Annotated in this window: 21 protein-coding genes and 1 riboswitch; of the genes, 13 read left to right on the top strand and 8 right to left on the bottom strand. The window is 73.9% G+C overall.

Annotation, left to right across the window (positions count from 1 at the left end; all coding sequences use genetic code 11):
- Window positions 1-124: 124 nt before the first annotated feature.
- The 6 genes from QBL21_RS24705 (at window position 125) to QBL21_RS24680 (ending at window position 7,338) form a co-directional block, all read left to right on the top strand.
- Window positions 125-745 (top strand): heme-copper oxidase subunit III, encoded by a 621-nt coding sequence (locus QBL21_RS24705; protein WP_407564411.1) that lies wholly within the window; start codon window positions 125-127, stop codon window positions 743-745.
- 63 nt (window positions 746-808) lie between these two features.
- Entirely contained in the window at window positions 809-1,621 is an 813-nt protein-coding gene (locus QBL21_RS24700; RefSeq protein ID WP_407564410.1) for a c-type cytochrome, read from the top strand.
- The gene (locus QBL21_RS24695; protein WP_407564409.1) at window positions 1,618-2,691 is read left to right on the top strand and encodes a Rieske 2Fe-2S domain-containing protein; all 1,074 of its coding nucleotides are present in this window, start codon (window positions 1,618-1,620) and stop codon (window positions 2,689-2,691) included. Before QBL21_RS24700 ends, QBL21_RS24695 begins: the two co-directional genes overlap by 4 nt.
- Window positions 2,688-4,322 (top strand): cytochrome bc complex cytochrome b subunit, encoded by a 1,635-nt coding sequence (locus QBL21_RS24690; protein WP_407564408.1) that lies wholly within the window; start codon window positions 2,688-2,690, stop codon window positions 4,320-4,322. The genes QBL21_RS24695 and QBL21_RS24690 overlap by 4 nt, the downstream gene beginning before the upstream one ends.
- Window positions 4,323-4,451: 129 nt before the next feature.
- The gene (gene trpD, locus QBL21_RS24685) at window positions 4,452-5,519 is read left to right on the top strand and encodes an anthranilate phosphoribosyltransferase (protein WP_407564407.1); all 1,068 of its coding nucleotides are present in this window, start codon (window positions 4,452-4,454) and stop codon (window positions 5,517-5,519) included.
- A gap of 130 nt (window positions 5,520-5,649) precedes the next feature.
- Window positions 5,650-5,767, top strand: a riboswitch (SAM riboswitch).
- Window positions 5,768-5,952: 185 nt separating this feature from the next.
- The gene (locus QBL21_RS24680) at window positions 5,953-7,338 is read left to right on the top strand and encodes an aminotransferase class V-fold PLP-dependent enzyme (RefSeq protein WP_407564406.1); all 1,386 of its coding nucleotides are present in this window, start codon (window positions 5,953-5,955) and stop codon (window positions 7,336-7,338) included.
- Between the two features lie 245 nt (window positions 7,339-7,583).
- Here the strand turns inward: QBL21_RS24680 and QBL21_RS24675 are convergent, their stop codons facing one another.
- The 6 genes from QBL21_RS24675 to QBL21_RS24650 all read right to left on the bottom strand — a co-directional run bounded on the left by QBL21_RS24675 (window position 7,584) and on the right by QBL21_RS24650 (window position 13,209).
- Window positions 7,584-8,771 (bottom strand): glycerate kinase, encoded by a 1,188-nt coding sequence (locus QBL21_RS24675; RefSeq protein WP_407564405.1) that lies wholly within the window; start codon window positions 8,769-8,771, stop codon window positions 7,584-7,586.
- A gap of 103 nt (window positions 8,772-8,874) precedes the next feature.
- A complete protein-coding gene (locus tag QBL21_RS24670; protein WP_407564404.1) occupies window positions 8,875-10,299 on the bottom strand; it encodes an SLC13 family permease in 1,425 nt (474 codons plus the stop codon).
- An 89-nt stretch (window positions 10,300-10,388) separates the two neighbouring features.
- Entirely contained in the window at window positions 10,389-11,081 is a 693-nt protein-coding gene (locus QBL21_RS24665; protein WP_181788628.1) for a response regulator transcription factor, read from the bottom strand.
- Entirely contained in the window at window positions 11,081-12,496 is a 1,416-nt protein-coding gene (locus QBL21_RS24660) for a sensor histidine kinase (RefSeq protein ID WP_407564403.1), read from the bottom strand. The genes QBL21_RS24665 and QBL21_RS24660 overlap by 1 nt, the downstream gene beginning before the upstream one ends.
- 3 nt (window positions 12,497-12,499) lie before the next feature.
- A complete protein-coding gene (locus tag QBL21_RS24655) occupies window positions 12,500-12,823 on the bottom strand; it encodes a hypothetical protein (RefSeq protein WP_407566549.1) in 324 nt (107 codons plus the stop codon).
- A 104-nt stretch (window positions 12,824-12,927) separates the two neighbouring features.
- Window positions 12,928-13,209, bottom strand: coding sequence for an Lrp/AsnC family transcriptional regulator (locus QBL21_RS24650; RefSeq protein WP_018837650.1), 282 nt, complete (start codon window positions 13,207-13,209; stop codon window positions 12,928-12,930).
- A gap of 178 nt (window positions 13,210-13,387) precedes the next feature.
- Between QBL21_RS24650 and QBL21_RS24645 the strand changes: the two genes are divergently transcribed.
- The 6 genes from QBL21_RS24645 to QBL21_RS24620 all read left to right on the top strand — a co-directional run bounded on the left by QBL21_RS24645 (window position 13,388) and on the right by QBL21_RS24620 (window position 19,669).
- Window positions 13,388-14,746, top strand: a complete 1,359-nt coding sequence (locus tag QBL21_RS24645) for an NYN domain-containing protein (RefSeq protein WP_407564402.1) — start codon at window positions 13,388-13,390, stop codon at window positions 14,744-14,746.
- Window positions 14,747-15,051: 305 nt separating this feature from the next.
- A complete protein-coding gene (locus QBL21_RS24640; protein WP_407564401.1) occupies window positions 15,052-16,074 on the top strand; it encodes an NlpC/P60 family protein in 1,023 nt (340 codons plus the stop codon).
- A gap of 213 nt (window positions 16,075-16,287) precedes the next feature.
- Window positions 16,288-17,328 carry an NlpC/P60 family protein gene (locus QBL21_RS24635; protein WP_407564400.1) on the top strand — a complete coding sequence of 347 codons (1,041 nt, stop codon included), beginning with the start codon at window positions 16,288-16,290 and terminating at the stop codon, window positions 17,326-17,328.
- 321 nt (window positions 17,329-17,649) lie between these two features.
- On the top strand, window positions 17,650-18,870 hold the full coding sequence (locus tag QBL21_RS24630; RefSeq protein WP_407564399.1) for a hypothetical protein: 1,221 nt from the start codon (window positions 17,650-17,652) through the stop codon (window positions 18,868-18,870).
- Between the two features lie 63 nt (window positions 18,871-18,933).
- On the top strand, window positions 18,934-19,527 hold the full coding sequence (locus QBL21_RS24625) for a helix-turn-helix domain-containing protein (RefSeq protein ID WP_407564398.1): 594 nt from the start codon (window positions 18,934-18,936) through the stop codon (window positions 19,525-19,527).
- A 16-nt stretch (window positions 19,528-19,543) separates the two neighbouring features.
- Complete coding sequence (locus tag QBL21_RS24620; protein WP_407564397.1) at window positions 19,544-19,669, top strand: DUF6126 family protein; 126 nt, start codon at window positions 19,544-19,546, stop codon at window positions 19,667-19,669.
- Between the two features lie 54 nt (window positions 19,670-19,723).
- Here the strand turns inward: QBL21_RS24620 and QBL21_RS24615 are convergent, their stop codons facing one another.
- Complete coding sequence (locus tag QBL21_RS24615; protein WP_407564396.1) at window positions 19,724-20,977, bottom strand: glycosyltransferase 87 family protein; 1,254 nt, start codon at window positions 20,975-20,977, stop codon at window positions 19,724-19,726.
- Between the two features lie 105 nt (window positions 20,978-21,082).
- Between QBL21_RS24615 and QBL21_RS24610 the strand changes: the two genes are divergently transcribed.
- Window positions 21,083-22,246, top strand: coding sequence for a glycosyltransferase family 4 protein (locus QBL21_RS24610; protein ID WP_407564395.1), 1,164 nt, complete (start codon window positions 21,083-21,085; stop codon window positions 22,244-22,246).
- A 211-nt stretch (window positions 22,247-22,457) separates the two neighbouring features.
- On the opposite strand, the gene QBL21_RS24605 is transcribed toward QBL21_RS24610, so the two are convergent.
- On the bottom strand, window positions 22,458-24,272 hold the full coding sequence (locus tag QBL21_RS24605) for an AMP-dependent synthetase/ligase (protein ID WP_407564394.1): 1,815 nt from the start codon (window positions 24,270-24,272) through the stop codon (window positions 22,458-22,460).
- Window positions 24,273-24,375: the final 103 nt, after the last annotated feature.

The raw sequence follows: 24,375 nt of genomic DNA, 5'->3' as shown, positions 1-24,375 counted from the left end.
CACCGCTCTCACGGCGGATGCTACTCCGCCCGGGGTGCGGCGGTGCAGTCCAGGGGCCCTCTCCAGGGGCTTGACACTCCGAACGGCACCCCCCGGAGTGAGGCGGGGATAAGGGACCGACATAATGTCGGACGTGGCGACAGCAACAGCAGCAGTAGAGACCGGGCACGCGCACCCGTCGGTCAACCGGCCGAACCTCACCAGCGTCGGAACCATCATCTGGCTGAGTTCCGAGCTGATGTTCTTCGCGGCCCTCTTCGCGATGTACTTCACCCTGCGTTCGGTGATGGGAGCGGACTACTGGACTGAACAGGCCGACACCCTCAACGTCCCGTTCGCGCTCGGCAACACCACGATCCTGGTGCTCTCCTCCCTCACCTGCCAGCTCGGCGTCTTCGCCGCCGAGCGCGGTGACGTGAAGAAGCTGCGCATGTGGTTCACGGTGACCTTCATCATGGGTGCGATCTTCATCGCCGGTCAGGTCACCGAGTACGTGGAGCTGGTGCACGAGGGCATCTCCCTCTCCTCCGGCCCGTACGGCTCGGTGTTCTACCTGACCACCGGCTTCCACGGACTGCACGTGACGGGCGGCCTGATCGCCTTCCTGCTGGTCCTCGGACGCACCTACGCGGCCAGACGGTTCACGCACCAGCAGGCGACCGCCGCGATCGTGGTGTCCTACTACTGGCACTTCGTCGACGTGGTCTGGATCGGCCTCTTCGCCACGATCTACTTGATCAAGTAACCGGCCGGGGAGCCGGCACCGAGAAGCACACCGACGCTGAAGATCCTGATACCGGGGTAATCCGTGAAAAAGCTCTCCGCACGACGGCGCCATCCGCTGGCGGCGCTTGTCGTCCTACTCATCGCGCTGGCGGCCACCGGGGGGCTGTACGCCACATTCGCGCCCACGGGCAAGGCGCAGGCCGATGACACCAGCGCTCAGTCCCTCGCCGTCGAAGAGGGCCAGAAGCTCTTCCGGGTCGGCTGCGCGAGCTGCCACGGCACCGGCGGGCAGGGCTCCAGCGACGGCCCCAGCCTCGTGGGTGTCGGCGCGGCGGCGGTGGACTTCCAGGTCTCCACGGGCCGGATGCCCCTCCAGCAGCAGGGCGCCCAGGCACCGAAGAAGCCGAACATCTACACCCAGAAGGAGATCGACCAGCTCGCCGCGTACGTCGCCTCCCTGGGCCCGGGCCCGGCGGTCCCCGAGGAGAGCCAGTACGACCCGGCGGGCGGCGACGTCGCCCGCGGCGGTGACCTCTTCCGCACCAACTGCGCGCAGTGCCACAACTTCACCGGCAAGGGCGGCGCCCTGACGGACGGGAAGTACGCGCCGAGCATCGACGGCGTCGACCCCAAGCACATGTACGAAGCGATGCAGACCGGCCCGCAGAACATGCCGTCCTTTCCCGATAAACTGCTGACGACCACGGACAAGCAGGACATCATCGCCTACCTCGACGAGGTCGGCGGCGACGAGGCCGAGTCGCCCGGTGGCTTCAGCCTCGGTGGCCTCGGCCCCGTGAGCGAGGGTCTGTTCGCCTGGGTCTTCGGGCTCGGGGCCCTCATCGTCCTGACGATCTGGATCACCGCCCGGACTGCAAAGGCCAGGAAGTCATGAGTAGCCAGGCTGGCTCTGAGAACGAGAACAACGGCGAGCACCTGCCGACCGTCCGGGAGGGCGACGAGGGCGGGGGCGTCGCGGTCGAGGAGCGCGACCCGTTCGCCAACCCCGGCTTGCCGCCGCACGAGCCGCGCAAGCAGGACATCGACGAGCGGGCCGCCCAGCGCTCCGAGCGCACCGTGGCGCTGCTGTTCACGGTGTCGATGCTGGCGACCGTCGGCTTCATCGCGTCGTTCGTCGCCATCGACGTCGACAAGATCGTCTACATCTTCCCGCTCGGCCACGTCAGCGCGCTGAACTTCGCGCTGGGCACCACCCTGGGCCTGGCCCTCTTCTGCATCGGCGCCGGCGCCATCCACTGGTCGCGCACGCTGATGTCGGACGTGGAGGTCGTCCAGGAGCGGCACCCGATCGAGGCCAGCGAAGAGACCAAGGCCATCACCAAGGCCGAGTGGCGCCAGGGCACCGAGGAATCGGCGATCGGCAGCCGCAAGATCATCCGGCGCACCCTGCTCGGCGCGCTCACGCTGGTGCCGCTCAGCGGCATCGTGCTGCTGCGCGACCTCGGCCCGCTGCCCGGCACCAAGCTGCGCCACACCCTGTGGGGCAAGGGCAAGCTGCTCATCAACATGAACACCGACGAGCCGCTGCGCCCCGAGGACATCACCGTCGGTTCGCTCTCCTTCGCCAAGCCCGAGGGGCTGAAGGAAGGCGACCACGACTTCAACAAGGAAATCGCCAAGGCGGCCCTGATGCTCGTCCGGATCCACCCGGGCGACATCAAGGACCCGAAGTCGGCGGACTGGGGACACGAGGGCATCCTGGCCTACTCCAAGATCTGCACGCACGTCGGCTGCCCCGTCAGCCTGTACGAGCAGCAGACGCACCACGTGCTGTGCCCCTGCCACCAGTCGACGTTCGACCTCGCCGACGGCGCGCGCGTGCTCTTCGGCCCGGCGGGGCACCCTCTGCCGCAGCTCAAGATCACCGTCAATGACGAGGGCTACCTCTACGCGCTCGGCGACTTCGACGAGCCGGTCGGCCCGAGCTTCTGGGAGCGCGGATGAGCACCACCACTACAGGCACCCGCCGCAACCCGCCGAGCAGGGGCGACAAAGTCGCCGACTGGGCGGACGGCCGGCTGGGGCTGCACACCGCGGGCAGGAAGAACCTCCGGAAGATCTTTCCGGACCACTGGTCCTTCCTGCTCGGTGAGATCTGCATGTACACGTTCCTCATCGTGCTGCTGACGGGTGTGTACCTGACGCTGTTCTTCAAGCCGAGCATGGCGGAGATGACGTACCACGGTGCGTACGCCCCCATGAACGGCGTGATCATGACCGAGGCGTACGCCTCCACGCTGGACATCAGCTTCGAGGTCCGCGGCGGTCTGCTCATCCGGCAGATCCACCACTGGGCCGCGCTGATCTTCGTGGCCAGCATGGCGACGCACATGATGCGCGTCTTCTTCACCGGCGCGTTCCGCAAGCCGCGCGAGGTCAACTGGCTCTTCGGCTTCACGCTGCTGGTCCTCGGCTGCATCGCCGGCTTCACCGGCTACTCGCTCCCCGACGACCTGCTCTCCGGCACCGGTGTCCGCTTCATGGAGGGCGCGACGCTGGCCACCCCGGTGATCGGCACGTACCTGGCGTTCTTCCTCTGGGGCGGTGAGTTCCCAGGGACGGACATCATCCCGAGATTCTTCGCGGTGCACGTGCTCCTGGTGCCGGGCATCATGCTGGGGCTCTTCGTGCTCCACCTGATCCTGGTCTTCTACCACAAGCACACCCAGTTCGCGGGCTCCGGCAAGACCAACGAGAACGTCGTGGGCATGCCCTTCATGCCGGTCTACGTGGCGAAGGCGGGCGGGTTCTTCTTCCTGGTCTTCGGCGTGATCACGCTGATCGCGGGGATGTTCACCATCAACCCGGTCTGGGATCTCGGACCCTACCGACCAGATCTGGTCTCCACCGGAGCCCAACCGGACTGGTACATGGGCTGGACCGAGGGCCTGATCCGGTTCATGCCAGGGTGGGAATGGGTCATCCCGGGCGGGTACACGATCAACTTCGGGGTGTTCATCCCCCTGATGATCGTGGGCGTCGTCCCGGTCGTGCTGGTCGCCTACCCGTTCTTCGAAGCCTGGGTCACCGGCGACCGCCGCGAGCACCACATCCTGGACCGCCCGCGCAACGTGCCGACCCGCACCGCCTTCGGTGTGGCCTGGCTGACCTGGGTCTTCGTGCTGCTGATGGCCGGCGGCAACGACCTGTGGGCCACGCACTTCCACCTCTCGATCGAATCGATCACCTGGTTCGTGCGGATCGCCTTCTTCGTCGCCCCCGTGCTGGCCTTCTGGGTCACCCGGCGCATCTGCCTCGGGCTCCAGCGGCGGGACCGCGAGAAGGTCCTGCACGGCCGGGAGACGGGCATCATCAAGAGGCTGCCGCACGGCGAGTTCATCGAGGTGCACGAGCCGCTGTCGCAGGAGGAGATGCACGTCCTCACCTCCCACGACCAGCACGCGCCGCTGGAACTCGGCCCGACGGTCGACGACAACGGCGTGGTGCGCAAGCAGGGTCCGGTGGAGAAGCTGCGGGCCCGGCTGTCGAAGGGCTACTTCGGCGAGGCCGGCCAGATCCCGAAGCCGACCCGGCGCGAGTACGAGGAGATCACCAGCGGGCACGGGCACCACTAGGGCCGCACGACCGCCGGCGACATCGCCACCGGGGCCCCCGTCCAGCAGTTGGACGGGGGCCCTTCGGCGTACTCTGCGCTCGATAGGCTGACGCCCGACGACTGAGACGACCCCCGGGGACGGTGTGCCATGAGCGTGCAGACGGCAGCAGGAGGCGACAGCCCGGCGGCGCGTTCCTGGCCGGACGTCATCAGCGCGCTGATCGCCGGGCGGGACCTCGACGCCGAGGACACCGCCTGGGCCATGGACCAGATCATGTCGGGCGCCGCGAGCAACGCGCAGATCGCCGGGTTCGCGGTCGCGCTGCGCGCCAAGGGCGAGACGGTCGCGGAGATCTCCGGCCTGGTGCGCACGATGTACGAGCACGCCAACACCATCGACGTCCCCGGCCCGACCGTGGACGTCGTCGGCACCGGCGGCGACCGGGCCCGTACCGTCAACATCTCCACCATGTCCGCAATCGTCGTCGCCGGGACCGGCGCGAAGGTCGTCAAACACGGCAACCGGGCCGCGTCCTCCGCCTCCGGCGCCTCCGACGTGCTGGAGAAGCTGGGGGTCAACCTCGACCTCACGCCCGAGCGGGTCGCCGAGGTCGCCGAGCAGGCGGGCATCACCTTCTGCTTCGCGGTGAAGTTCCACCCCGCGATGCGGCACGTCGCGCAGACCCGCAAGGAACTGGGCGTCATCACCCCGTTCAACTTCCTCGGCCCGCTCACCAACCCGGCCCGGGTCGGGGCGCAGGCCACCGGCGTCGCGGACGCCCGGATGGCACCGATCATGGCCGGTGTGCTGGCCGAGCGCGGCGCTTCGGCGCTCGTCTTCCGCGGCGACGACGGGCTGGACGAGCTGACGACCACCGCCACCTCGCAGGTGTGGACCGTGCGCGACGGCGCGGTGCGGCAGGAGAGCTTCGACCCGCGGGACGTCGGCATCGACCTGGTGCCGGTGGAGGCGCTGCGGGGCGCGGACGCCTCGTACAACGCCGACGTGGCCCGGCGGCTGCTGGCCGGCGAGACCGGCCCGGTGCGCGACGCGGTGCTGCTGAACGCGGCGGCGGCGCTCACGGCCCTGGACCCCGGCGCGGACGGCCCGCTGCCGGAGCGGATCGCGGCGGGCATCGTACGGGCCGCCGAGTCCATCGACTCGGGGTCGGCGCTGCGGGTGCTGGAGCGCTGGGTGGCGGCCAGCAACGGCTGAGGAGGGTCCGCGACTTCCCGCGCGGGGGCGCCCTCGCGCGAGGGCTGTTCGCCGCCGATTTCCGGAGAGTTGCGGACAGCCCGGGCAACCGGGTTGCGCCGCGGCTCTCCGGTGCGCATACTCCTGACCAGGTCACGAGCGACAGCGATCAAGGCCCCGGCCCGCTGTCCGGCAACCCTCCGTCCGTGGCGGGGTGCCCCGGGTGATGACCGGGCCGCAGGCAGCGAGGTCTGCGGCAAGCGCGGACCCCTCGCGAATCCAGGGGTCCTGGTCGGCCGAGGGAGTACCGCCGTGAGCAAGCGAATGCGCTAGGGGCCTTTCCGCCCCGCCGCCGCTGCGCGCGTCCCCGCCATCCGAGCGTCGCGCGCGTCCTCTTCCGGGCCGTACGGGCCCGTCACCCCGCATCTCCGCGCCTGCTCACGGGAGTTTTTGCATGTCTGCGTCCACGCTCACCCCCGCCTGTCTGCCCGTCCTCGGCCGCGAGGTCCGCGCCCCGCTCGTCACCGGCGGCGACGTCGAGTACGCCGCCCTGGACTACGCGGCCAGCGCCCCCGCGCTCCAGCGCGTCTGGGACGACGTCGCCGCCTACGCGCCGTACTACGGCAGCGTGCACCGCGGCGCCGGCTACCTCTCGCAACTGTCCACCGAGCTGTTCGAGTCCAGCCGGGCCACGGTCGCCGACTTCCTCGGCTGCCGCCCCGACGACCAGGTCGTCTTCACCCGCTCCACCACCGACTCGCTCAACCTGCTGGCCTCGGCGCTGCCGCCGGGCACCGAGGTCTACGTCTTCGAGACCGAGCACCACGCCGCGCTGCTGCCCTGGCAGCACGACGGGTCCGCGGCCGGCCGGGTCACCGTGCTCGCCGCGCCCGCCGGCCCCGGGCAGGCCGTGGCGGCGCTGGACTCCGCGCTCGCCGCGCGGGTCGGCGACGGTCCCGCGCTGGTCTGCGTCACCGGCGCCTCGAACGTCACCGGCGAGCTGTGGCCCGTACGGGAGCTGACCGCGGCGGCGCACCGGCACGGGGCGCGCCTCGTCCTGGACGCGGCGCAGCTCGCGCCGCACCACCCGGTGGACGTGGCGGACCTGGACGTGGACTGGGTGGCCTTCTCCGGGCACAAGCTGTACGCGCCCTTCGGGGCCGGCGTGCTCGCGGGCCGGGCGGACTGGCTCCGGGCGGCGCCGCCGTACCTCGCGGGCGGGGGCGCCAGCCGGCGCGTGCTGCGCGCGGAGGGCGGGGGAGTGGACGTCGAGTGGCAGACGACGGCGGCGCGGCACGAGGCGGGGTCGCCGAACGTCATCGGCGCGTACGCGATCGCGTCGGCGTGCAAGGCGCTGACGGAGGCCGGGTTCGACGCGCTGGTGGCGCGCGAGCGGGCGCTGGTGGCGCGGGTGCTGGCGGGCCTGGCGGAGCTGCCGGGGGTGCGGGTGCTGTCGCTCTTCGGCGCGGACGCGGCGCGGGTGGGGGTGATCTCGTTCGTGGTCGACGGCTGGAGCAGCTCGCATCTGGCGGCGGCGCTGTCGGCGGAGCACGGCATCGGGGTGCGCGACGGGCTGTTCTGCGCGCACCCGCTGCTGCGGGCGCTGCTCGGCGAGACGGGCGGGTCCGCCGAGTACGCCGAGTGCGGGGGCGGCGCGGGGGACGGGGAGCGGCCCCTGAACGCGGTGCGGGTGAGCTTCGGCGCGGGGACGCCGGACGAGCACGTGGACCGGTTCCTGGCGGCGCTGGGGTCGCTGGTGCGCGACGGGGCGCGGTGGTCGTACCGCACGGTGGACGGCCGGTGCGTACCCGCCTCCGGCGTGGCGCCGGCCGCGGCCTGAGACCCGGGCACGGGTGCGCCCGCGCGCGCCGGCTGCCGTGGACGCTGCGGGCCGGCGGCGTGGCCGTCGCGTACCGGGGCGGGCTCCGACCGGCGCATGTCCGCGCGGGGCGCGCACGTCGCGTACCCGGTGGGGCTCTGATCGAGGGCCCGTCCGTGCGCGGTGCGCACGTGCGGGCCACCTCGCGGCTCGCCGAGCCCCTCTGCGGTGCGCCGAGGGGGTGCTGCGCCGTGCCCGGCCCCGCGCTACCTCCTTTTCCCGGTCCCGGCCGGCCCCCGCTCGGCCAGCACGCTGCCGATCAGCACCATGCGCAGCGTCCGTTCGGCCGCGTCCGCCAGGAACTCCCGGGCGCGCAGCAGCGCTTCGGGCAGCGCCATCGGGCCCGGGATGATGGTCCCGTAGGCATCGACGCCCGTGCCGTGGATCTCGTGCGCGCCCTCGCCGAGGGTGCCGGCGAGCGCGAGGACCGGGCGGTCGTACAGCTTGGCGCGGCGCGCCACCTCCGCCGGCACCTTGCCGCGCGGGGTCTGGTGGTCGAGGGCACCCTCCGCGGTGATGACGAGGTCGGCGGCGGCGAGCCGGGCGTCGAGGTCGAGGTGGCCGAGGAGCACGTCGAAGCGGGGCAGGAGGCGGGCGCCGATTGCCGCGAGGCCCGCGCCGAGGCCGCCGGAGGCGCCGGTGCCCGCGCCGAGGCGCATGTCCGTGCCGGGGGCGGGGAGGTCGCGGGTGAGGACGTCGGCCCAGCGGTCGAGGGCGGCGGCCAGCTCCTCCACCTGGAGCGGGGAGGCGCCCTTCTGCGGGCCGAAGACGCGGGCGACGCCGCGGGGGCCGCAGAGCACGTTGTACGGGTTGCAGGCGACCAGCAGCTCCGTCTCGGCGAGCCGGGGGTCGAGCCCCGCGGCATCGACGCGCGCGAGGCGGGCGAGCGCGGTGCCGCCGGGGGCGAGGTCGCGGCCTTCGGCGTCGTACAGCCGGGCGCCCAGGGCCGTAAGGGCGCCGGCACCGCCGTCGGAGGTGCCGGAGTCGCCGCAGCCGACGATGATGCGCCGCACGCCGTGGTCGAGCGCGGCGCGGATCAGCTCGCCGACCCCGTACGTCGTGGTGCCGCCCGGGTCGCGCCGGGGGCGCGGCACGAGGGCCAGGCCCGCGACGGCCGCCATCTCCACCACCGCGGTGGTGCCGTCGCCCAGGAGCGCGAAGTGGGTCTCCAGCCGGTCGCCGACCGGCCCGGTGGCGGTGTGCGGGACGAGCCGCCCGCCGGTGGCGGCGGCCAGCGCCTGCGCCGTGCCCTCGCCGCCGTCGACGAGCGGGATGAGGTCGACGTCCGCGTCGGGCAGCACGCGGCCGACGCCTTCGGCGATGGCCTCGGCGGCGGCCTCGGCGGACAGGGATTCCTTGAAGCCGCTGGGGGCGACGACGACGCGGTCGAGCATGGGGTCTCCCGAGGGTCACAGGGTGCGGGGCGGAGGATGGGCGGGCGGCGTCGGTCGGCGGGGGCCGGCCGGTGGGCGGCGTGCGCCGGGCGGTGGGCGGCGGTCAGCGGTCCGTGACGGGCACGCCGAGCAGCGGCCAGACCGCGAGGGCGAACAGCAGCACCAGCGCCGCCGTCAGCGGCGCCAGCACCGCGGCCGTACGCAGCAGGTCGCGCGGCGTGTACGTGGCCACCCCCGGCACGTCGGAGAAGAGCGCGACGGGCTTGGCGGACGCGGGCAGCGTCTGGCAGAAGCCGGCCGCCGCGGTGGAGGCCAGGGCGGCGGCCACCGGGTTCACACCGGCGGCCAGCGCCGCGGCGATGACCAGCGGCACGAGCACGCTGGAGCGCGCGGAGCGGGACTGGAGCACGAGATGGGCGGCCGTGCTCACGGCGACCACCCCGGCGAGGAACGCCCACGCCGGCACCGACGAGCCGCCCGGGAGCCCGGAGACCAGCCACGCGGCGGCCTCCGACTCCGACAGGGCTATGCCCATCGCCATCGTCGCGGCCATGAACAGCAGCAGCGACCACGGCACCGTGCGCAGCGCGTCCTTCAGCCGTACGGTCCCTATCGCCGGCGACGCCGCGACCACCGCGCCGATCAGCGCCACGACCGCCGGCGGCACCCGGTGCAGCGGCTCGCTGCACCACAGCACCACCACCGTGCCGAGCAGCAGCGCGCAGCGCGCCTCGGCCTGCGTCAGCGGCCCGGTGACCGGCTGCTCGGTGTGCATCTGGATCTGCTCGGCGGTCAGGTGCACCGGCCCCTTGCGGTCGGCGCGCTTCGTCGTCGTCAGCAGCACCACCTCGGCGGCGAGGTGGGCGGTGGCGACCGCCAGCGGCAGCCCGAGCAGCAGCCACTCCGTGAAGCCGATCTGCTCCCCGGTCGCCTCCCACAGCACCGACACGGTGATCAGGTGCGCTCCGGCGCCGATGAGGGTCGCCACCGCGGAGAGCAGGATGACGGTGGGGAACAGCAGCGCCAGCATCACCACCAGCCGCCGCCGCTCGCCCAGCGCCTTGGCCAGGGCGAGGAACACCGGCAGCGCCAGCGCCGCCCGCCCGGAGGTGGCCGGCACGGCGAAGGCGGTGACCACCAGCGCCGCCGTCGTCAGGTGCACCAACTGCCGTACGGAGCGCGCCCCGGTGACCAGGAACGCCGCCGCCCGGCCGGCCAGGCCCGTGCCCGCCACCGCGGCGGCGAGCACGAACGCGCAGATCAGCAGCCACACCGTCTCGTCGCCGAGGGTGCCGAACAGCGTCTCGCTGTCCAGCACGCCGGTGACGACGAGCGCGAGCCCGGCGCCCAGCGCGATGAACGTGTCGTCGATCGGCGTGCCGATCCAGGCGCAGGTCGCCAGGGCGAACACCGCGAGGGTCAGACGCCCGTCGGCGCCGAGCCCCTGGGCGTTGCCCGGGACGGCCAGCAGGGCGCAGATGCTCAGGGCCACGCACAACGTCGCGGTCTGGCGCAGGGAGAGGCTCACGGAATGAGCCTCGGCACCGGCGGTGAGCCCTTGATGAGCCGAAGATTAAGGAAATCTCACCTTTTACCGGGGTGTCACCCGAAAGAGTGTCAGTGCGACAACTCCGGTTCATCCGGCCGGCGGGCGGGCAGCCGGTAGCCCATCCCGCGTACGGTCTCCACCCGCTCGGCGCCCATCTTCTTGCGCAACGCCCGTACGTACACGTCCACGATGTTGGAGCCCGGATCGAAGTCGTAGCCCCACACGTGGGAGAGGATCTGCTCGCGCGAGAGAACCTGCCCGGGGTGGCGCAGGAAGAGTTCCAGGAGCACGAACTCGCGGGCCGTCAGGTCCACCATGCGCCCGCCGGCCTGCGCCCGGCGCGTCCGCAGGTCGAGCGAGAGGTCGCCGCTGCGCAGCACGGTCACCTCCGGCGCCCGCGCGGCGGTACGCAGCCGCAGCCGCACCCGGGCGAGCAGCTCCTCGAAGCGGAACGGCTTGGTCATGTAGTCGTCGGCGCCGCCTTCGAGGCCCGCGACGGTGTCGGTGACCGACGCCCGCGCGGTGAGCACGATCACCGGCACCGTCGAGCGCGCCTCGCGCAGTTGGCGCAGCACGGTGAAGCCGTCCCGGCCCGGCAGCCCGATGTCCAGGACGACCAGGTCGAAGCCGCCGGTGAGGGCGAACTCGTACGCCGTGTCGCCGTCCGCGGCGACGGTGGTGGTGAAGCCGTTGGCGCGCAGCCCCTTCTCCACGAAGGAGGCGATGCGTTCCTCGTCCTCGGCGATGAGAATCCGGTTCATCACAGACCTTCCGGGAGGATCAGAGTGAAGGTGGCCCCGCCGCCTTCGGTGGGGCCGAGTTCGACGCGGCCGCGGTGGCCCTCGGCGATGGCCTTGACGATGGCCAGGCCCAGGCCCGCGCCGCCGCCGCGGGAGCCGCGGCGGGCGGTGCCGCGGCGGAAGCGTTCGAAGATGAGGTCGGCGTCCTGCGGGGGGATGCCGGGGCCGCTGTCGGCGACGTACAGCTCGACCTGCCCGTCCCCGGCCCGGGAGCCGATCCGGATGCGCCCGCCGGGCGCGGTGTGCTGGACCGCGTTCTGGGCGAGCTGCACCATCGCCTGCGTGACGCGCTGCGGATCCAGGCGCATCTCGCCGTCGGCGACCCCGCTCAGCTCCCACTCCCGCTCGCCCAGCGTCCTGGCCTTGACGAAGACGTCCGCGGTCAGCTCCGCCACCTGCACCGGCTCCGGCTCGACGAAGTCCGGCCGCTCGGCCTTGGCCAGCAGCAGCAGGTCCTCCACGATCCGGGTCATCCGGTCCAGCTCGTCGGTGACCAGCCGCAGCGTCTCCTCGCGCTCCGCCGGGTCCTCGCCCATCAGCTCCAGGTGCCCGCGCACGATGGTGATCGGCGTACGCAGCTCGTGCCCGGCGTCGTCGACGAACTCCCGCTGCGCGGCGAACGCCCGCTCCAGCCGGTCCAGCATCGCGTTGAACGTGGCCGCCAGCGCCGCCGTCTCGTCCCGGTCGGCGCGCCCGCGCACCGGGATCCGCCGGGTGAGGTCCTGCTCCGTCAACTGCGCGGCGGTCTGTCCCACCAGCCGTACGGGCGCAAGGATGCGGCCCGCCACCGCCCAGCCGATGGCGCTGACGACCACCAGCGCCATGGCCGAGATCATCAGCATGATGACGAACACGTCGCTCACCTGCTCGCGTTCGCGTTCGGTGTGGATGGCGACGACGAAAGCCGCCGCGTCCGGCTCGTCCTTCGCGCCGATGCCGACCTTGGCCCAGCGCACCTCGCCCGAGGGCCGGTCGAGGCTGCCCGTGCGGTCCCGGGACTCGAAGATCTCCCGGCGGCCCTCCCCGTCGTCCTCCAGCGGCCGGGACATCGTCAGGTCCCGGGGCTGGACGAGCTGCTTCGGCCCCTGGCCGGGCTGGCGCACCAGGCCCAGCAACTCCTCGTCCGGGTCGGCGTACTGCCGCTCCAGGAAGACCGTCAGCAGCCGTGACGGGTCGGTGAAGGGACGGCTCGTCTCGGGGTCGACGCCCCGCTCGTAGAGGCTGGCGAACTCCCGCGTCTCCTGCGCCAGCAGCCGGTCGACCCGGTGCTCCAGGTCGCGCAGCAGGATGGAGCGCGTGGTGCCGGCGACGGCGGCGAGGGCCGCCGTCATCACCACCAGCAGCAGAAGGAGGATGCGGGCACGAGCGGAGATCATCGATCAGTCGTCGAACTCATCGTTGTCGTCGTCGGTGCCGCCCGAGTCGTCCCCGGTGTCGTCCGCGTCGTCGCCGCGGGCGCTGCCCGACGGATCGGTCGTGGGCCCGTCGCGTACCGGCGGCGGCGAGACCGTCTCCTTGCCCGGCGAGGTCCCCGACGACGGCGAGGTCCCGGACGACGGCGAGGTGGACTCAGGCGGGGAGGACGTGCCGCCCTCCATCTCCACCCGGGCGGGCGGGGTGGGATCCTCCGCGTCGTCGGTCAGGGCGTAGCTGGTCGCGGCGACGCCCAGCGGGATCGCCACCACGGCGGTCAGTGCGGCCATGCGCTTCGAGAAAGCCATGCGTCCGAGGCTGCGGCCGGCGGGTGCCGTACAGCGTGAAGGGCGGATGAGAGATTCTTCATCTAAGGCCCCGGGCGCGCACCGCGCTACTCCTCCAGGCCGATCGCGAACGCGGCCTCCAGGTCGTGCTGCGAGTACGTACGGAAGGAGATGTGCGTCTCCGTCGCCGCCACGCCCGGCACCTTGCTGATCCGGCCCGGGATCACGTCGGCCAGATCGTCGTGGCGCGCCACCCGCACGATGGCGATCAGGTCGTGCGCCCCGGTGACCGAGTACACCTCGCTGACCCCGTCGATCGCGGCGATCGACTCCGCGATCTCGGGAATGCGGTCCACGTCGGTGTTGATCAGAACGATCGCAGTGATCATGTGTTCGCTCTCCCTGTCGGACCCGCGTGCGGCGCTCACTCTATCTGTCTGCCTAAGACCTCGCTCCAGGTCGTAGGGTGGGGGCACGGCCTGCGACGACGGTCGGTGCGCCGGGCCGGCGCCGGCGCCGGACGGCCCGGCCGAAGCCGCGGGGTTCGCTGAGGCGGAAGGGTGACCGGTGGTGGAGCCGAGGGAAGGCCCGGGCGTCTCCTCCGAGGAGGACGCGGCCGAGGTGCTCGACGGCCCGCTGCCCGAAGGGGTGCGCCGCCGGATCGTCACGCTCGCCGACGAGTGTTTCGGCGGCCTGACCGTCGCCGAGCTGCCCCCGCCGCTGCGGCAGTACGCCCGGTTCACCCCGTCCCGTCGCGTCAAGCTCGCCGGCACCGCGATCGCCGCCGCGCTGGAGAGCGACGACGACTTCCGCGAGCGGATCGCCGAGCGGGCCGGGCGCCTCCAGCCCGAGCTGGCCGCCGCGCTGCACGGCGGCAGCCCGCCGGCCGCCGCCGAGCCGGTCGACGTCGCGGCGCTCGCGTACCTGCTGCGCCCCCCGGGCTGGGTCAAGCTCATCGCCGCCGCCGGCGAGGAGGAGCAGCGCGCCGGCGCCGAGCGGGCCGGCGAGGAGGCCGCCCGCGAGCTGGACCGGCTGCGTGCGGAGCTGTCCGAGGCCCGCGCCGCCGCCCGCGGGGAGGCGGAGCGTACCCGGCACGAACTGGAGGCGCTGCGGCGCGAGAACGAGGGCCTGCACCGCCGGCTGCGCAGCGCGCTCAGCGACGTCAAGCGCGGCGAGGCGGCCGTGCGCAAGCTCCAGCAGGAGGCCGCCGCCGGCCGCGAGGAGGCCGCCGCGCAGTCGGCCGCGGCCGAGAGCGAGGCGCGCCGGCTCCGCGCCCGGCTCGGCGAGGCGGAGTCGGGGCTTGAGGCCAGCCGCCGGGCCGCCCGCGAGGGGCGCAGCGTGGAGGACATGCGCGTACGGCTCCTGCTGGACACCGTCCTCGACGCCGCCCAGGGGCTGCGCCGCGAACTCGCCCTGCCGCCCGCGCGGATGACCCCCGCGGACACCGTCCGCGCGGTCGAGCCCGGCACGATGTCGCCGAAGGACGTGGCCGCCCGCGCCCTGTCCGCCACCGACCCGGCGCTGCTCGACCAACTCCTCGCCCTGCCGCAGGCGCACATGGTCGTCGACGGCTACAACGTCACCAAGACGGGCTATCCCACTCTCCCGTTGGAGAAGCAGCGGCTGCGCCTCCTCGGCGGCCTCGCCGGCCTCGCCGCGCAGACGGGCGCGGAGGTGACGTGCGTCTTCGACGGCGCGGAGCTGGCCGCGCCGGTGCTGCTCGCGCCGCCGCGCGGGGTGCGCGTGCTGTTCAGCAAGCCGGGCGAGACGGCCGACGAGCTGATCCGCCGGCTCGTACGGGCCGAACCCACCGGCAGGCCCGTCGTGGTGGTCTCCACCGACCGCGAGGTCGCCGACGGCGTCGCCGCCGCCGGAGCCCGCCCGGTGTCGTCCGCGCTGCTCCTCAAGCGGCTCGCGCGGAGCTGATAACCCGGGGAAAGAGGGCGAGTTCGGACAACACGGCCGTCTACCCCGGGTGTGGACAGTTCGCCGCTCCGAGTCCAACTCGTTGTCGAACAGTGACTACTGGCCGTGTGATGTGAGTAAAGAAACGCGCTTCGGGGGGACTTTTTTGCCGGAGGGATTTGAACCGATCACCCCAGCGTCGTTAGTGTCTGGCCCGAACCTTCGTGCTGTCGATCGCTCATCCGGGGCGATGGCGAAGGTCCCGCCGGTACCGGGGCACCCCCAAAGCCACGGTCGGGCGGCTGGAGGAAGAGGAGCTCGCCTTCGTGGCGTCCCACCGTCGACCGAAGCAGCCGAACCGGGCCAGGGTCACCGTCTTCACCGCGACCGCCGCCGCGGCCGTCGCGCTCTCCACCCAGAGCGCACACGCCGCCCCCGACAAGGACGACGTCAAGCGTCAGGTCGACAACCTCTACGAGGACGCCGAGCGCGCCACGGAGAAGTACAACGGCGCCAAGGAGCGGCAGGACAAGCTCGAAGAGGACGTCGAGCAGCTCCAGGACAAGGCCGCCCGCGGCCAGCAGGAGCTGAACGACCTCCGCGACGGCCTCGGTTCGCTGGCCACCGCCCAGTACCGCAGCGGCAGCATCGACCCCTCCGTGCAGCTCTTCCTCTCCTCCGACCCGGACACCTATCTGGACAAGGCGTCCACGATGGACCGGGTCAGCGGCAAGCAGGCCGAGTCGCTGGAGCGCATCGCCGACAAGCAGCGCAGCCTCGCGCAGCAGCGCCAGGAGGCCGGCGAGAAGCTCAAGGACCTGGAGGAGACCCGCAAGGAGCTGGGCTCCCAGAAGAAGAAGGTCCAGGACAAGCTGGGCGAGGCCCGCGCCCTGCTCAACGAGCTGACCGAGGAGGAGCAGGCCGCGCTCGCCGAGGAGGAGCAGCGCGCCAGCCGCGAGGCGGAGGACCGCGTCGACCTCGGCGACATCCCCCCGGGCTCCTCCCACGGCTCCGCCGCCCTGTCCGCGGCGCAGAGCAAGCTGGGCGCCCCGTACGTCTACGGCGCCACCGGCCCCAGCTCCTTCGACTGCTCCGGCCTCACCGGCTGGGCGTTCTCGCAGGCCGGCGTCTCACTGCCGCGCATCTCGCAGGACCAGGCCAACGTCGGCACCCGGATATCCTCCGTCAGCGCCCTCCAGCCCGGCGACCTCGTCTTCTTCTACAGCGACCTGCACCACGTCGGCATCTACGCCGGCAACGGCCAGATCATCCACGCCCCGAAGCCGGGCGCCGTGGTGCGCTACGAGGCCGTCGGCAACATGCCCTTCATGTGGGGCGCGCGGGTCTGACGCCCGCGGCGCCGCGCCGTTCGCCGCCCCGCCGCTCACCGCGGTGGGGCGCGGGCGCGGCGGGACGCGCCCCTGTGCCGCCCGTTCGGGCGAATTGCCGACACCGCGCGTTTCGAACGCCCTGCGGGTGACCTGCGTCGGCACCCGGGTGCCGACATCGCCCCGGACGGCGGTTCTTGGTCGGCGCGTAGTCGCGTGGTTACTGTCTGCCGCGTGTCAGCACATCGACGATCCACCCGGCCCTGCGGTGCCGGCCGGCTGCGTACCGGCGTCCTCACCGCCGCCGCGGCGGCGGCGCTGTCCGGCTCGCCCGCGGTCTTCTCCGGCCTCTCCGACGCGGCCCTGGCCGCGCCCGAGGACCACGCAGAGGCCAGGGAGCGGGTCCACGACCTCTACGCCCAGGCCGAGCGGGCGACCGAGAAGTACAACGCGGCCAAGGAGCGCACCGAGGAACTGCGCCGCAAGGCGGAGCGGCTCCAGGACCGCGCGGCCCGCGACCTCGCCCGGATCAACCGGATGCGCACCGAGCTGGGCTCGCTCGCCGGCGCCCAGTACCGCTCCGGGGGCATCGACCCGAAGCTGACCCTGATCCTCTCGGAGAGCCCGGAGGGATATCTGGAGAAGGCCGCCACCCTGGAGCGCATCGGCAGCCTCCAGAGCGGCCGGCTGCGCCGGCTCGTCGCCCTCCAGCGCCGGCTGGAGCAGCAGCGCGTACGGGCCCGGGACACCCTCGCCGAACTGGAGCGCGGGCGCGAGGCGCTGGCCCGGCACAAGGGCGAGGTCACCGACCGGCTGGCGCGGGCGCGGCGGCTCCTCAACTCGCTGCCGAAGGAGGAACGCCCCGACACCGGCGGCAGCCGCGCCTCCCGCTCGGCGCCGACGCCCGACTTCGGCTCGGCGCCGGCCTCCGGCCGCGGCGCGCTCGCGGTCTCCGCGGCGCGGGGCGCGGTCGGCACGCCGTACGTGTGGGGCGGCGCGGCGCCCGGCGGGTTCGACTGCTCGGGCCTGACGCAGTGGGCCTACGGCAGGGCCGGGGTGTCGATCCCGCGCACCTCGCAGGCGCAGCGCTACGCGGGCCGCCAGGTGCCGCTGGGGGAGGCCAAGCCGGGGGACCTGGTGACGTACCGGGCGGACGCGAGCCATGTGGCCATGTACGTGGGCGGCGGTCAGGTCGTCCACGCGCCGTACCCGGGCGCGGCGGTGCGCTACGACCCGGTGGGCATGATGCCGGTCGCGTCGGTGACACGTCCGTAGCACCGGTGCGTACGCCGCGACCCGTACACGGCGCAACCGGGCCCGTACGCCGTGCCTCTCGGCCCATACGCCGCGCGCCTCGGGCCGTACGCCGCGTCTCCCGGCCTGTACGCCGCGCGCCTCGGGCCGAACTCCGCCCTCCGTACCCCGCGTTCCGGCCGAACCCCGCGCACCCCGGGCCGAACCCCGCGCACCGAACCCCGTGCTCCGGTGTGCCCCACCTCACCCGCACTCCCGCCCAAGGGTAGGCCGCCCCTCTGACAGAGCCGTCCCGGTCACCCGCGCCGCACCGCGGGGGCCGGGGCGTCGTACGCTCGGGGCGTGGCGGGAGTGCGGACGGCGGTGCTGGTGCTCTGCGCCGGCCTGCTCGCCGCCCTCCTCGCCGGCTGCGGCGACGGCGACCGTGACGGCGGCCGGCCCCCCGCCGGCGACGCCACCCGTGCCGTCGCCGACCTGCTCCGGCAGCGCTCCGCCGCCGTCCGCGACGGCGACGAGGCCGCCTTCCTGCGCACCGTCGACCCGCAGGCCGGCCCGTACCGCCAGGAGCAGCGCACCGCCTTCCGCAACCTCGACGCCCTCCCGCTCGCCGACTGGACCCTCCGCCTCGGCGACCACGTGCCCGCGGGCACCGCCCGCGCCACCGCCGACGTCCGGCTCGGCTACCGCCTCCGCGGCTACGACACCGGCACCGCGACCGCCGCCCAGCAACTGGAGTTCGTCCGCCGCGACGGCCGCTGGTACGTCGCCGGCCCCGCGCCCGGCAGCCGGCCGCAGCCGTGGGACCAGGGCCCCCTGACCGTCGTACGCGGCACGCACAGCCTCGTGCTCGGCGCCGGCCGCCCCGAGGCCGGCCTGCGCGACGTCGCCGCCGTCGCCGACCGCGCCGTGCCCGACGTCTCCGCCGCGTGGGACGGCGCGTGGGTCCGCCGCGTCGTGGTGCTGGTGCCCGCGTCGCAGGCCGCGATGGGGGAGTTGCTCGGCGAGGGGCCCACGGACTACGCGGGCATCGCCGCCGTCACCACCGGCCGCACCGACCACCGGGACGGCGCCGACCGCGTGGTGGTCAACCCCGAGGCGTACGACATCCTCGGCGACCTCGGGCGGCGCGTCGTCCTCACCCACGAGACCGTCCACGTCGCCACCCGCGGTCGCACCTCCCCGGCCACCCCCCTCTGGCTCTCCGAGGGCTTCGCCGACTGGGTCGCCTTCGGCAGCGTCGGCCGCGGCCCGCGCCAGGGAGCGCCGGAGCTGGGCCGCGCCGTCGCCGCCGGCAGGCTGCCGCGGGAGCTGCCGGCCGACGCCGACTTCGGCCGGGCCGCGAGCGGCGACCGGCTGGCGCAGGCGTACGGCGAGGCGTGGCTGGCCTGCCGGATGGTCGCGGACGAATGGGGCGCGGACCGGCTCGTGGCGCTCTACCGGGCCGTGGGCGCGGCGGAGTCGCGCGGGGAGGCGGTCGGCCCGGCGCTGCGGGCGGAGCTGGGGGTGGGGCTCGGGGAGTTCACGGAGCGGTGGCGGGGGTATCTGGAGCGGGAGTTGGGGTAGGCAACCCGGAGCGTTTTGCCTCAGAGGCAAGGCATTTGACTCTGGGGCATGTGGCCTGGCTCAATGACGGACATGAGCCTCGACCACCCCCAGGCCCCCCGGCTGCGCGAGCTGCGCCGCCGCGCCGGCCTGACGCTGGAGGCCGCCGCCGCCAGGGCCGAGCTGTCGCCCGCCCACCTCTCCCGGCTGGAGACCGGGCACCGCCAGCCCTCGCTGCCGGTGCTGCTCAAGCTGGCCCGTATCTACGGTACGACGGTGTCCGAGCTGCTCGGCGAGGCGCCCTCGGCGCAGACGTCGGTGGTCCGGGGCGCCGAGGCTCCCGTACGGGAGGCGGGCGGCTGGTCGTACCGGCAGGCGGGCGGTACGGACCGGGGGATGCAGGCGCTACGGGTGCACGTGCCGTACGACGCCGCGCACCGCGACCTCGTCCGCGTCCACCCCGGCGAGGAGTGGCTGTACGTGCTCCAGGGCCGGATGCGGCTCGTGCTCGGCGAGAGCGAGCACCTGCTCGACCCGGGCGACAGCGCCCAGTTCGACTCCCTCACCCCGCACCGCATCGCCGCCGCCGAACCCGGCGGGCTCGACCTGCTCTTCGTCCACACGCTCCTCCAGAGCGCCGTCGCCGACCTCTGCCTCGGCGACGGCACCCGGCACTGACCCCAAGGAGACCGCAGTGTCCAAGCGGATCGAGGAGAGATTCCCCCGCGGCCTGGTGATTCGCCTCCTCGTCTACATCTTCGTCGGCCACCTCTTCGCCGCGTTCCTGCTGCTCCTCTTCAAAGCGGGCGGCGGCGCCTAGCCCGCGCACCGCGGCACGCGTACGGGCACGGGCACGGGCACGGGCGCAGGCACGTCACCACGTCAGCATGCCGTTCCGCGCCGACGCGCTACGCCCCCGCTGCCGCGGCATCGCCGCGTCTCCGTCGACAGGGCGCCCGGGCGCCGTGACCGTCGACCGCCACAGCCGCCGGCACGCCACCACCGTCGCTGCGACCAGCAGCCCGTTGCGCAGTGCCAGCAGCGCGATGCCGAACCCGGTGCTCCCCACGACCTCCCCGAACCACACCGGGAACTCCGCCAGCGTCACCGCCGTCGCCGCCAGCACCAGCCCCGCCGGCAGCGCCATCCGCGCCGCCCGCAGCGTCATGCACACGGCGGCCAGCCCGACCAGCCAGATCATGTACTGCGGGCTGATCACCCGGCTCGTCGTGGTGAACAGCAGCGCCCCCGCGAACGCCGCCTCGCACCCCGTCGTCGCCGTGAACTCCCGCGCCCGCAGCCGCCACAGCACCAGCCACCCCATCGCCAGCACCGACAGACCCAGCGCCAGGTCGCTGACCAGGCCGACGCCCGGCCCGAGGAACTCCATGGAGCCGTAGTGCAGCTCCACCGTGCCGTCCCAGCCGTGGTGCCGGCCGACGTGGAAGACCAGCGCGCCCAGCGACTCCACCTCCGTACCGCGGTCGCGCTGCGCGGTGACGAAGTCGAACGCCCCCGGCAGCGCGACGGCCGCCAGCAGCGCCGCACCCGCGGCCGTCCCCGCCGCCGCGCCCCACGACAGCCGCGTCGCCCGCCCGCGCGCCGCGCCGAGCAGCAGCAGCACCGGCCACACCTTCAGCATCGCGCCGAACCCGGCCAGCGCCCCGGCCACCGCCGGCCGCCGGGCCGCCGCCAGCAGCGCCGCGACGGCGACGGCGGTGACCATCACGTCGTACCGCGCGTACGCGGTCGGCCCCAGCAGCGGCACCCCGGCCACCCAGCACCACGCCCCCGCCCGCGACCTCCCGGCGCCGCGCCCGGCCCGCAGCAGCAGCGCCAGCACCGCCGCGTCCGCCGCGCAGGCCAGCGCGAAGAAGGCGTGCGCGTAGCCGAGGAACGGCAGCAGGCCGGGGGAGAGCACCGGCAGCGCCGCGCCCGGCGGGTACTGCCAGCTCACGTCGTCGACGGGGAACGTGCCGGTGCGCAGCACCTCGTACCAGCCGCGGTAGATCACCTCGACGTCGCTGGTGACGTCGGGGCCCGGCAGCGTGACCGCCTTCAGCACGAGCAGCAGCAGGCCCGCGCGGGTCAGCACCCACGCCGCGACCGGCGCCGCGACCCGTGCCATCGCTCGACCTCCGACCCCGCCCCCGTATCCGTCCGACGACACTACGACACGGCTCCGCCCGGCCGCAGGCACCCGCCGCCACCGGCCCCGGTACTGTCGGCGGCGATGCACAAGGTCCCGCGCAAGACGCTCGTCGTCACCAACGACTTCCCGCCCCGCCCCGGCGGCATCCAGAACTTCCTGCACAGCATGTGCCTGCGGCTGGACCCGGAGCAGGTCGTCGTCTACGCCTCCACCTGGAAGCGCGACGCCGAAGGCCGCGCCGCCACCCGGGACTTCGACGCCCGCCAGCCCTACGAGGTCGTCCGCGACCGCGCCACGATGCTGCTGCCCACCCCGCGCGTCGCCCGCCGGGCAGCGGGCCTGCTGCGCGCGCACGGCTGCCGCGCCGTGTGGTTCGGCGCCGCGGCGCCGCTGGGGCTGATGGCGCCGGCGCTGCGCCGCGCGGGCGCCGAGCGGATCGTCGCCACCACGCACGGCCACGAGGCGGGCTGGGCCCAGTTGCCCGCCGCCCGGCAACTGCTGCGGCGCATCGGCGAGTCGACGGACACGCTCACCTACCTCGGCGAGTACACCCGCTCCCGCATCGCCCGCGCGCTCACCCCCGAGGCCGCCGCGCGCATGGTGCAGGTGCCGCCGGGCGTGGACGAGACGGAGTTCCACCCGGGCTCGGGCGGTGCGGCGGTACGCGCCCGTCTCGGGCTCGCGGACCGGCCGGTCGTCGTCTGCGTCTCCCGGCTCGTACCGCGCAAGGGCCAGGACACCCTGATCCGCGCGCTGCCCCGCATCCTGGCGGCGGAGCCGGAGGCGGCGCTGCTGATCGTCGGCGGCGGCCCGTACCGCGGGGAGCTGGAGAAGCTGGCGGCGGCCACGGGCGTCGCGGGCGCGGTGCGCTTCACCGGCGCGGTGCCGTGGGAGGACCTGCCCGCGCACTACGGCGCGGGCGACGTGTTCGCCATGCCGTGCCGCACGCGGCGCGGCGGGCTGGACGTGGAGGGCCTCGGCATCGTGTACCTGGAGGCGTCGGCGACCGGGCTGCCCGTCGTCGCGGGCGACTCCGGCGGCGCCCCGGACGCGGTGCTCGACGGCGAGACCGGGTGGGTGGTGCGCGGCGGCGCGGAACGGCAGGCGGAGGAGGCGGCGGCGCGCATCGTGACGCTGCTGGGGGACGCGGAGCTGCGCGCGCGGACGGGGGCGCGGGGGCGGGCGTGGGTGGCGGAGCGGTGGCGCTGGGACCTGCTGGCGGAGCGGCTCACGTCGCTGCTGTGAGGGCGGGGGAGGGCGCGTACGGTACGGACCGGACGCGCGGCCGGAGCCGCGGGCGTACGAACCGGCCGCCCGGGCCCGTACGCGACCCCTACGCGACCCCTACGCGACCAGTACGCGACCAGTACGCGACCCGTCAAAGAAGGGACGTCCCGGCACCGGGCCCGTACCCGCGCGGCGCTCGGGCCGCGGGCGCCCGTACCGCCGCCGTGCCCTACTGCTCGTACAGCCCCTCGATCTCCTGCGCGAAGTCCTTCGCCACCGCGCCCCGCTTCAGCTTCAGCGACGGCGTCAGATGCCCCGACTCCTCCGTGAACTGCCCCGGCAGGATCCGGAACTTGCGCACCGACTCCGCCCGCGACACCTGCGCGTTCCCGTCGTCCACCGCGAGCTGCACCGCCGCCCGCAGCTCCACGTCGTCCGCCAGGTCCGCCGCCGTCCGGCCCGGCTTGCCGTTGCCCTCGGCCCACTTGCCGAGGAACTCCTCGTCCAGCGTGATCAGCGCCCCGACGAACGGCCGCGCGTCGCCGACGACCATGCACTCCGCCACCAGCGCGTGCGCCCGGATGCGGTCCTCTATCACCGCCGGGGCGACGTTCTTGCCGGCCGCCGTGACGATGATCTCCTTCTTCCGCCCGGTGATGGACAGGTACCCGTCCTCGTCCAGGCTCCCGAGGTCGCCGGTGCGCAGCCACTCGCCGTCCAGCGTGGCGGCCGTCGCGTCCTCGTTGTTCCAGTACGCCCCGAAGACGTTGCCGCCGCTCACCAGCACCTCGCCGTCGTCGGCGATGCGGAGGGTGCAGCCCGGCAGCGGCCGGCCGACGGTGCCGATCTTCGGGCGCTCCACCGGGTTGACGGTGATCGCGGCGGCGGTCTCGGTCAGGCCGTAGCCCTCCAGGACGGTGAAGCCGATGCCGCGGTAGAAGTGCCCGAGGCGCTCGCCCAGCGGGGCGCCGCCGGAGATCGCGTGCGTGGCCCGGCCGCCGAGGACGGCGCGCAGTTTGGCGTAGACGAGCTTGTCGAAGAGCGCGTGCCGCAGCCGCAGCCCGAAGGCGGGCCCGCCGGTGTCCAGGGCGCGGCTGTACGCGATGGCGGTGTGGGCCGCCTTGTCGAAGATCTTCCCCTTGCCGTCGGACTGCGCCTTGGCGCGGGCCGAGTTGTAGACCTTCTCGAAGACGCGGGGGACGCCGAGCAGCAGCGTCGGCTTGAAGTCGGCCAGGTCTCCGGTGAGGTTCTTGACGTCCGGCGCGTGGCCGAGCTTCATCGGGGCGACCATGGCGGCGATCTCCACCAGCCGGCCGAAGACGTGCGCGAGCGGCAGGAAGAGCAGGATCGAGCTGTCGCCGGCGCGGAAGAGCGGGCGCAACTGCTCCACGGCGTTGCCGCACTCGGCGAGGAAGTTGCCGTGGGTGATGACGCAGCCCTTGGGGCGGCCCGTGGTGCCGGAGGTGTAGACGAGGGTCGCGGGGGAGTCGGCGCCGGCCGCGGAGCGGTGCTTCTCCAGCGTGGCGTCGGACACCTCGGCGCCGGCGGCCGTCAGCGCGGCGACGGCGCCCGGCTCGCTCCCCTCCCCGTCGGCGTCGATCCGCCACACCTGCCGCAGCAGCGGCACCCGGCTCCGTACGGACTCGACGGCCGCGGCGTGCTCCGCGGTCTCCACCACGCACGCCACCGCGCCCGAGTCGCTGAGGATCCACTGCATCTGCTCCGGCGAGCTGGTCTCGTACACCGGGACGGTCACGCCGCCCGCGGTCCAGATCGCGAAGTCGAGCAGCGTCCACTCGTACCGCGTACGGGACATCAGCCCGACCCGGTCGCCGGGCCGCAGCCCGGCCGCGACCAGACCCCTGGCCGCCGCCTCCACCTCCGCGAGGAAGCCGGCCGCGGACACGTCCTCCCAGTCGCCGGCCGCGTTCTTGCGGGCGACGACGGCCAGGTCGGGGGTCCGCTCGGCGTTGGTGCGGATGAGGTCGGTCAGATTGGCGTCCGCCGGGACCTCGTACAGGGCGGGAAGGGCGAACTCTCGCAAGACGCTGCTCCTCGACGTTCCGGTGGGCCACCTGCGACCCTATCCCCACCAGGGCACCTCGCGGCAGTGGCGCCGCTCACCGACGGGCGGGCGCCCGCGCGCC

It is taken from the genome of Streptomyces sp. 184 (assembly GCF_045781775.1).
Taxonomy (GTDB): domain Bacteria; phylum Actinomycetota; class Actinomycetes; order Streptomycetales; family Streptomycetaceae; genus Streptomyces.
This window is presented reverse-complemented; position numbering and strand designations above follow the sequence as displayed.

Excerpts from the sequence above, each read along its gene's own strand:
- trpD (WP_407564407.1), top strand. The coding sequence starts at position 4,452 with ATGAGCGTGCAGACGGCAGCAGGAGGCGACAGCCCGGCGGCGCGTTCC.
- QBL21_RS24690 (WP_407564408.1), top strand. The coding sequence starts at position 2,688 with ATGAGCACCACCACTACAGGCACCCGCCGCAACCCGCCGAGCAGGGGC.
- QBL21_RS24625 (WP_407564398.1), top strand. The coding sequence starts at position 18,934 with ATGACGGACATGAGCCTCGACCACCCCCAGGCCCCCCGGCTGCGCGAG.
- QBL21_RS24695 (WP_407564409.1), top strand. The coding sequence starts at position 1,618 with ATGAGTAGCCAGGCTGGCTCTGAGAACGAGAACAACGGCGAGCACCTG.
- QBL21_RS24675 (WP_407564405.1), bottom strand. The coding sequence starts at position 8,771 with ATGCTCGACCGCGTCGTCGTCGCCCCCAGCGGCTTCAAGGAATCCCTG.
- QBL21_RS24610 (WP_407564395.1), top strand. The coding sequence starts at position 21,083 with ATGCACAAGGTCCCGCGCAAGACGCTCGTCGTCACCAACGACTTCCCG.
- QBL21_RS24655 (WP_407566549.1), bottom strand. The coding sequence starts at position 12,823 with ATGGCCGCACTGACCGCCGTGGTGGCGATCCCGCTGGGCGTCGCCGCG.
- QBL21_RS24680 (WP_407564406.1), top strand. The coding sequence starts at position 5,953 with ATGTCTGCGTCCACGCTCACCCCCGCCTGTCTGCCCGTCCTCGGCCGC.
- QBL21_RS24650 (WP_018837650.1), bottom strand. The coding sequence starts at position 13,209 with ATGATCACTGCGATCGTTCTGATCAACACCGACGTGGACCGCATTCCC.
- QBL21_RS24705 (WP_407564411.1), top strand. The coding sequence starts at position 125 with ATGTCGGACGTGGCGACAGCAACAGCAGCAGTAGAGACCGGGCACGCG.
- QBL21_RS24660 (WP_407564403.1), bottom strand. The coding sequence starts at position 12,496 with ATGATCTCCGCTCGTGCCCGCATCCTCCTTCTGCTGCTGGTGGTGATG.
- QBL21_RS24665 (WP_181788628.1), bottom strand. The coding sequence starts at position 11,081 with ATGAACCGGATTCTCATCGCCGAGGACGAGGAACGCATCGCCTCCTTC.
- QBL21_RS24615 (WP_407564396.1), bottom strand. The coding sequence starts at position 20,977 with ATGGCACGGGTCGCGGCGCCGGTCGCGGCGTGGGTGCTGACCCGCGCG.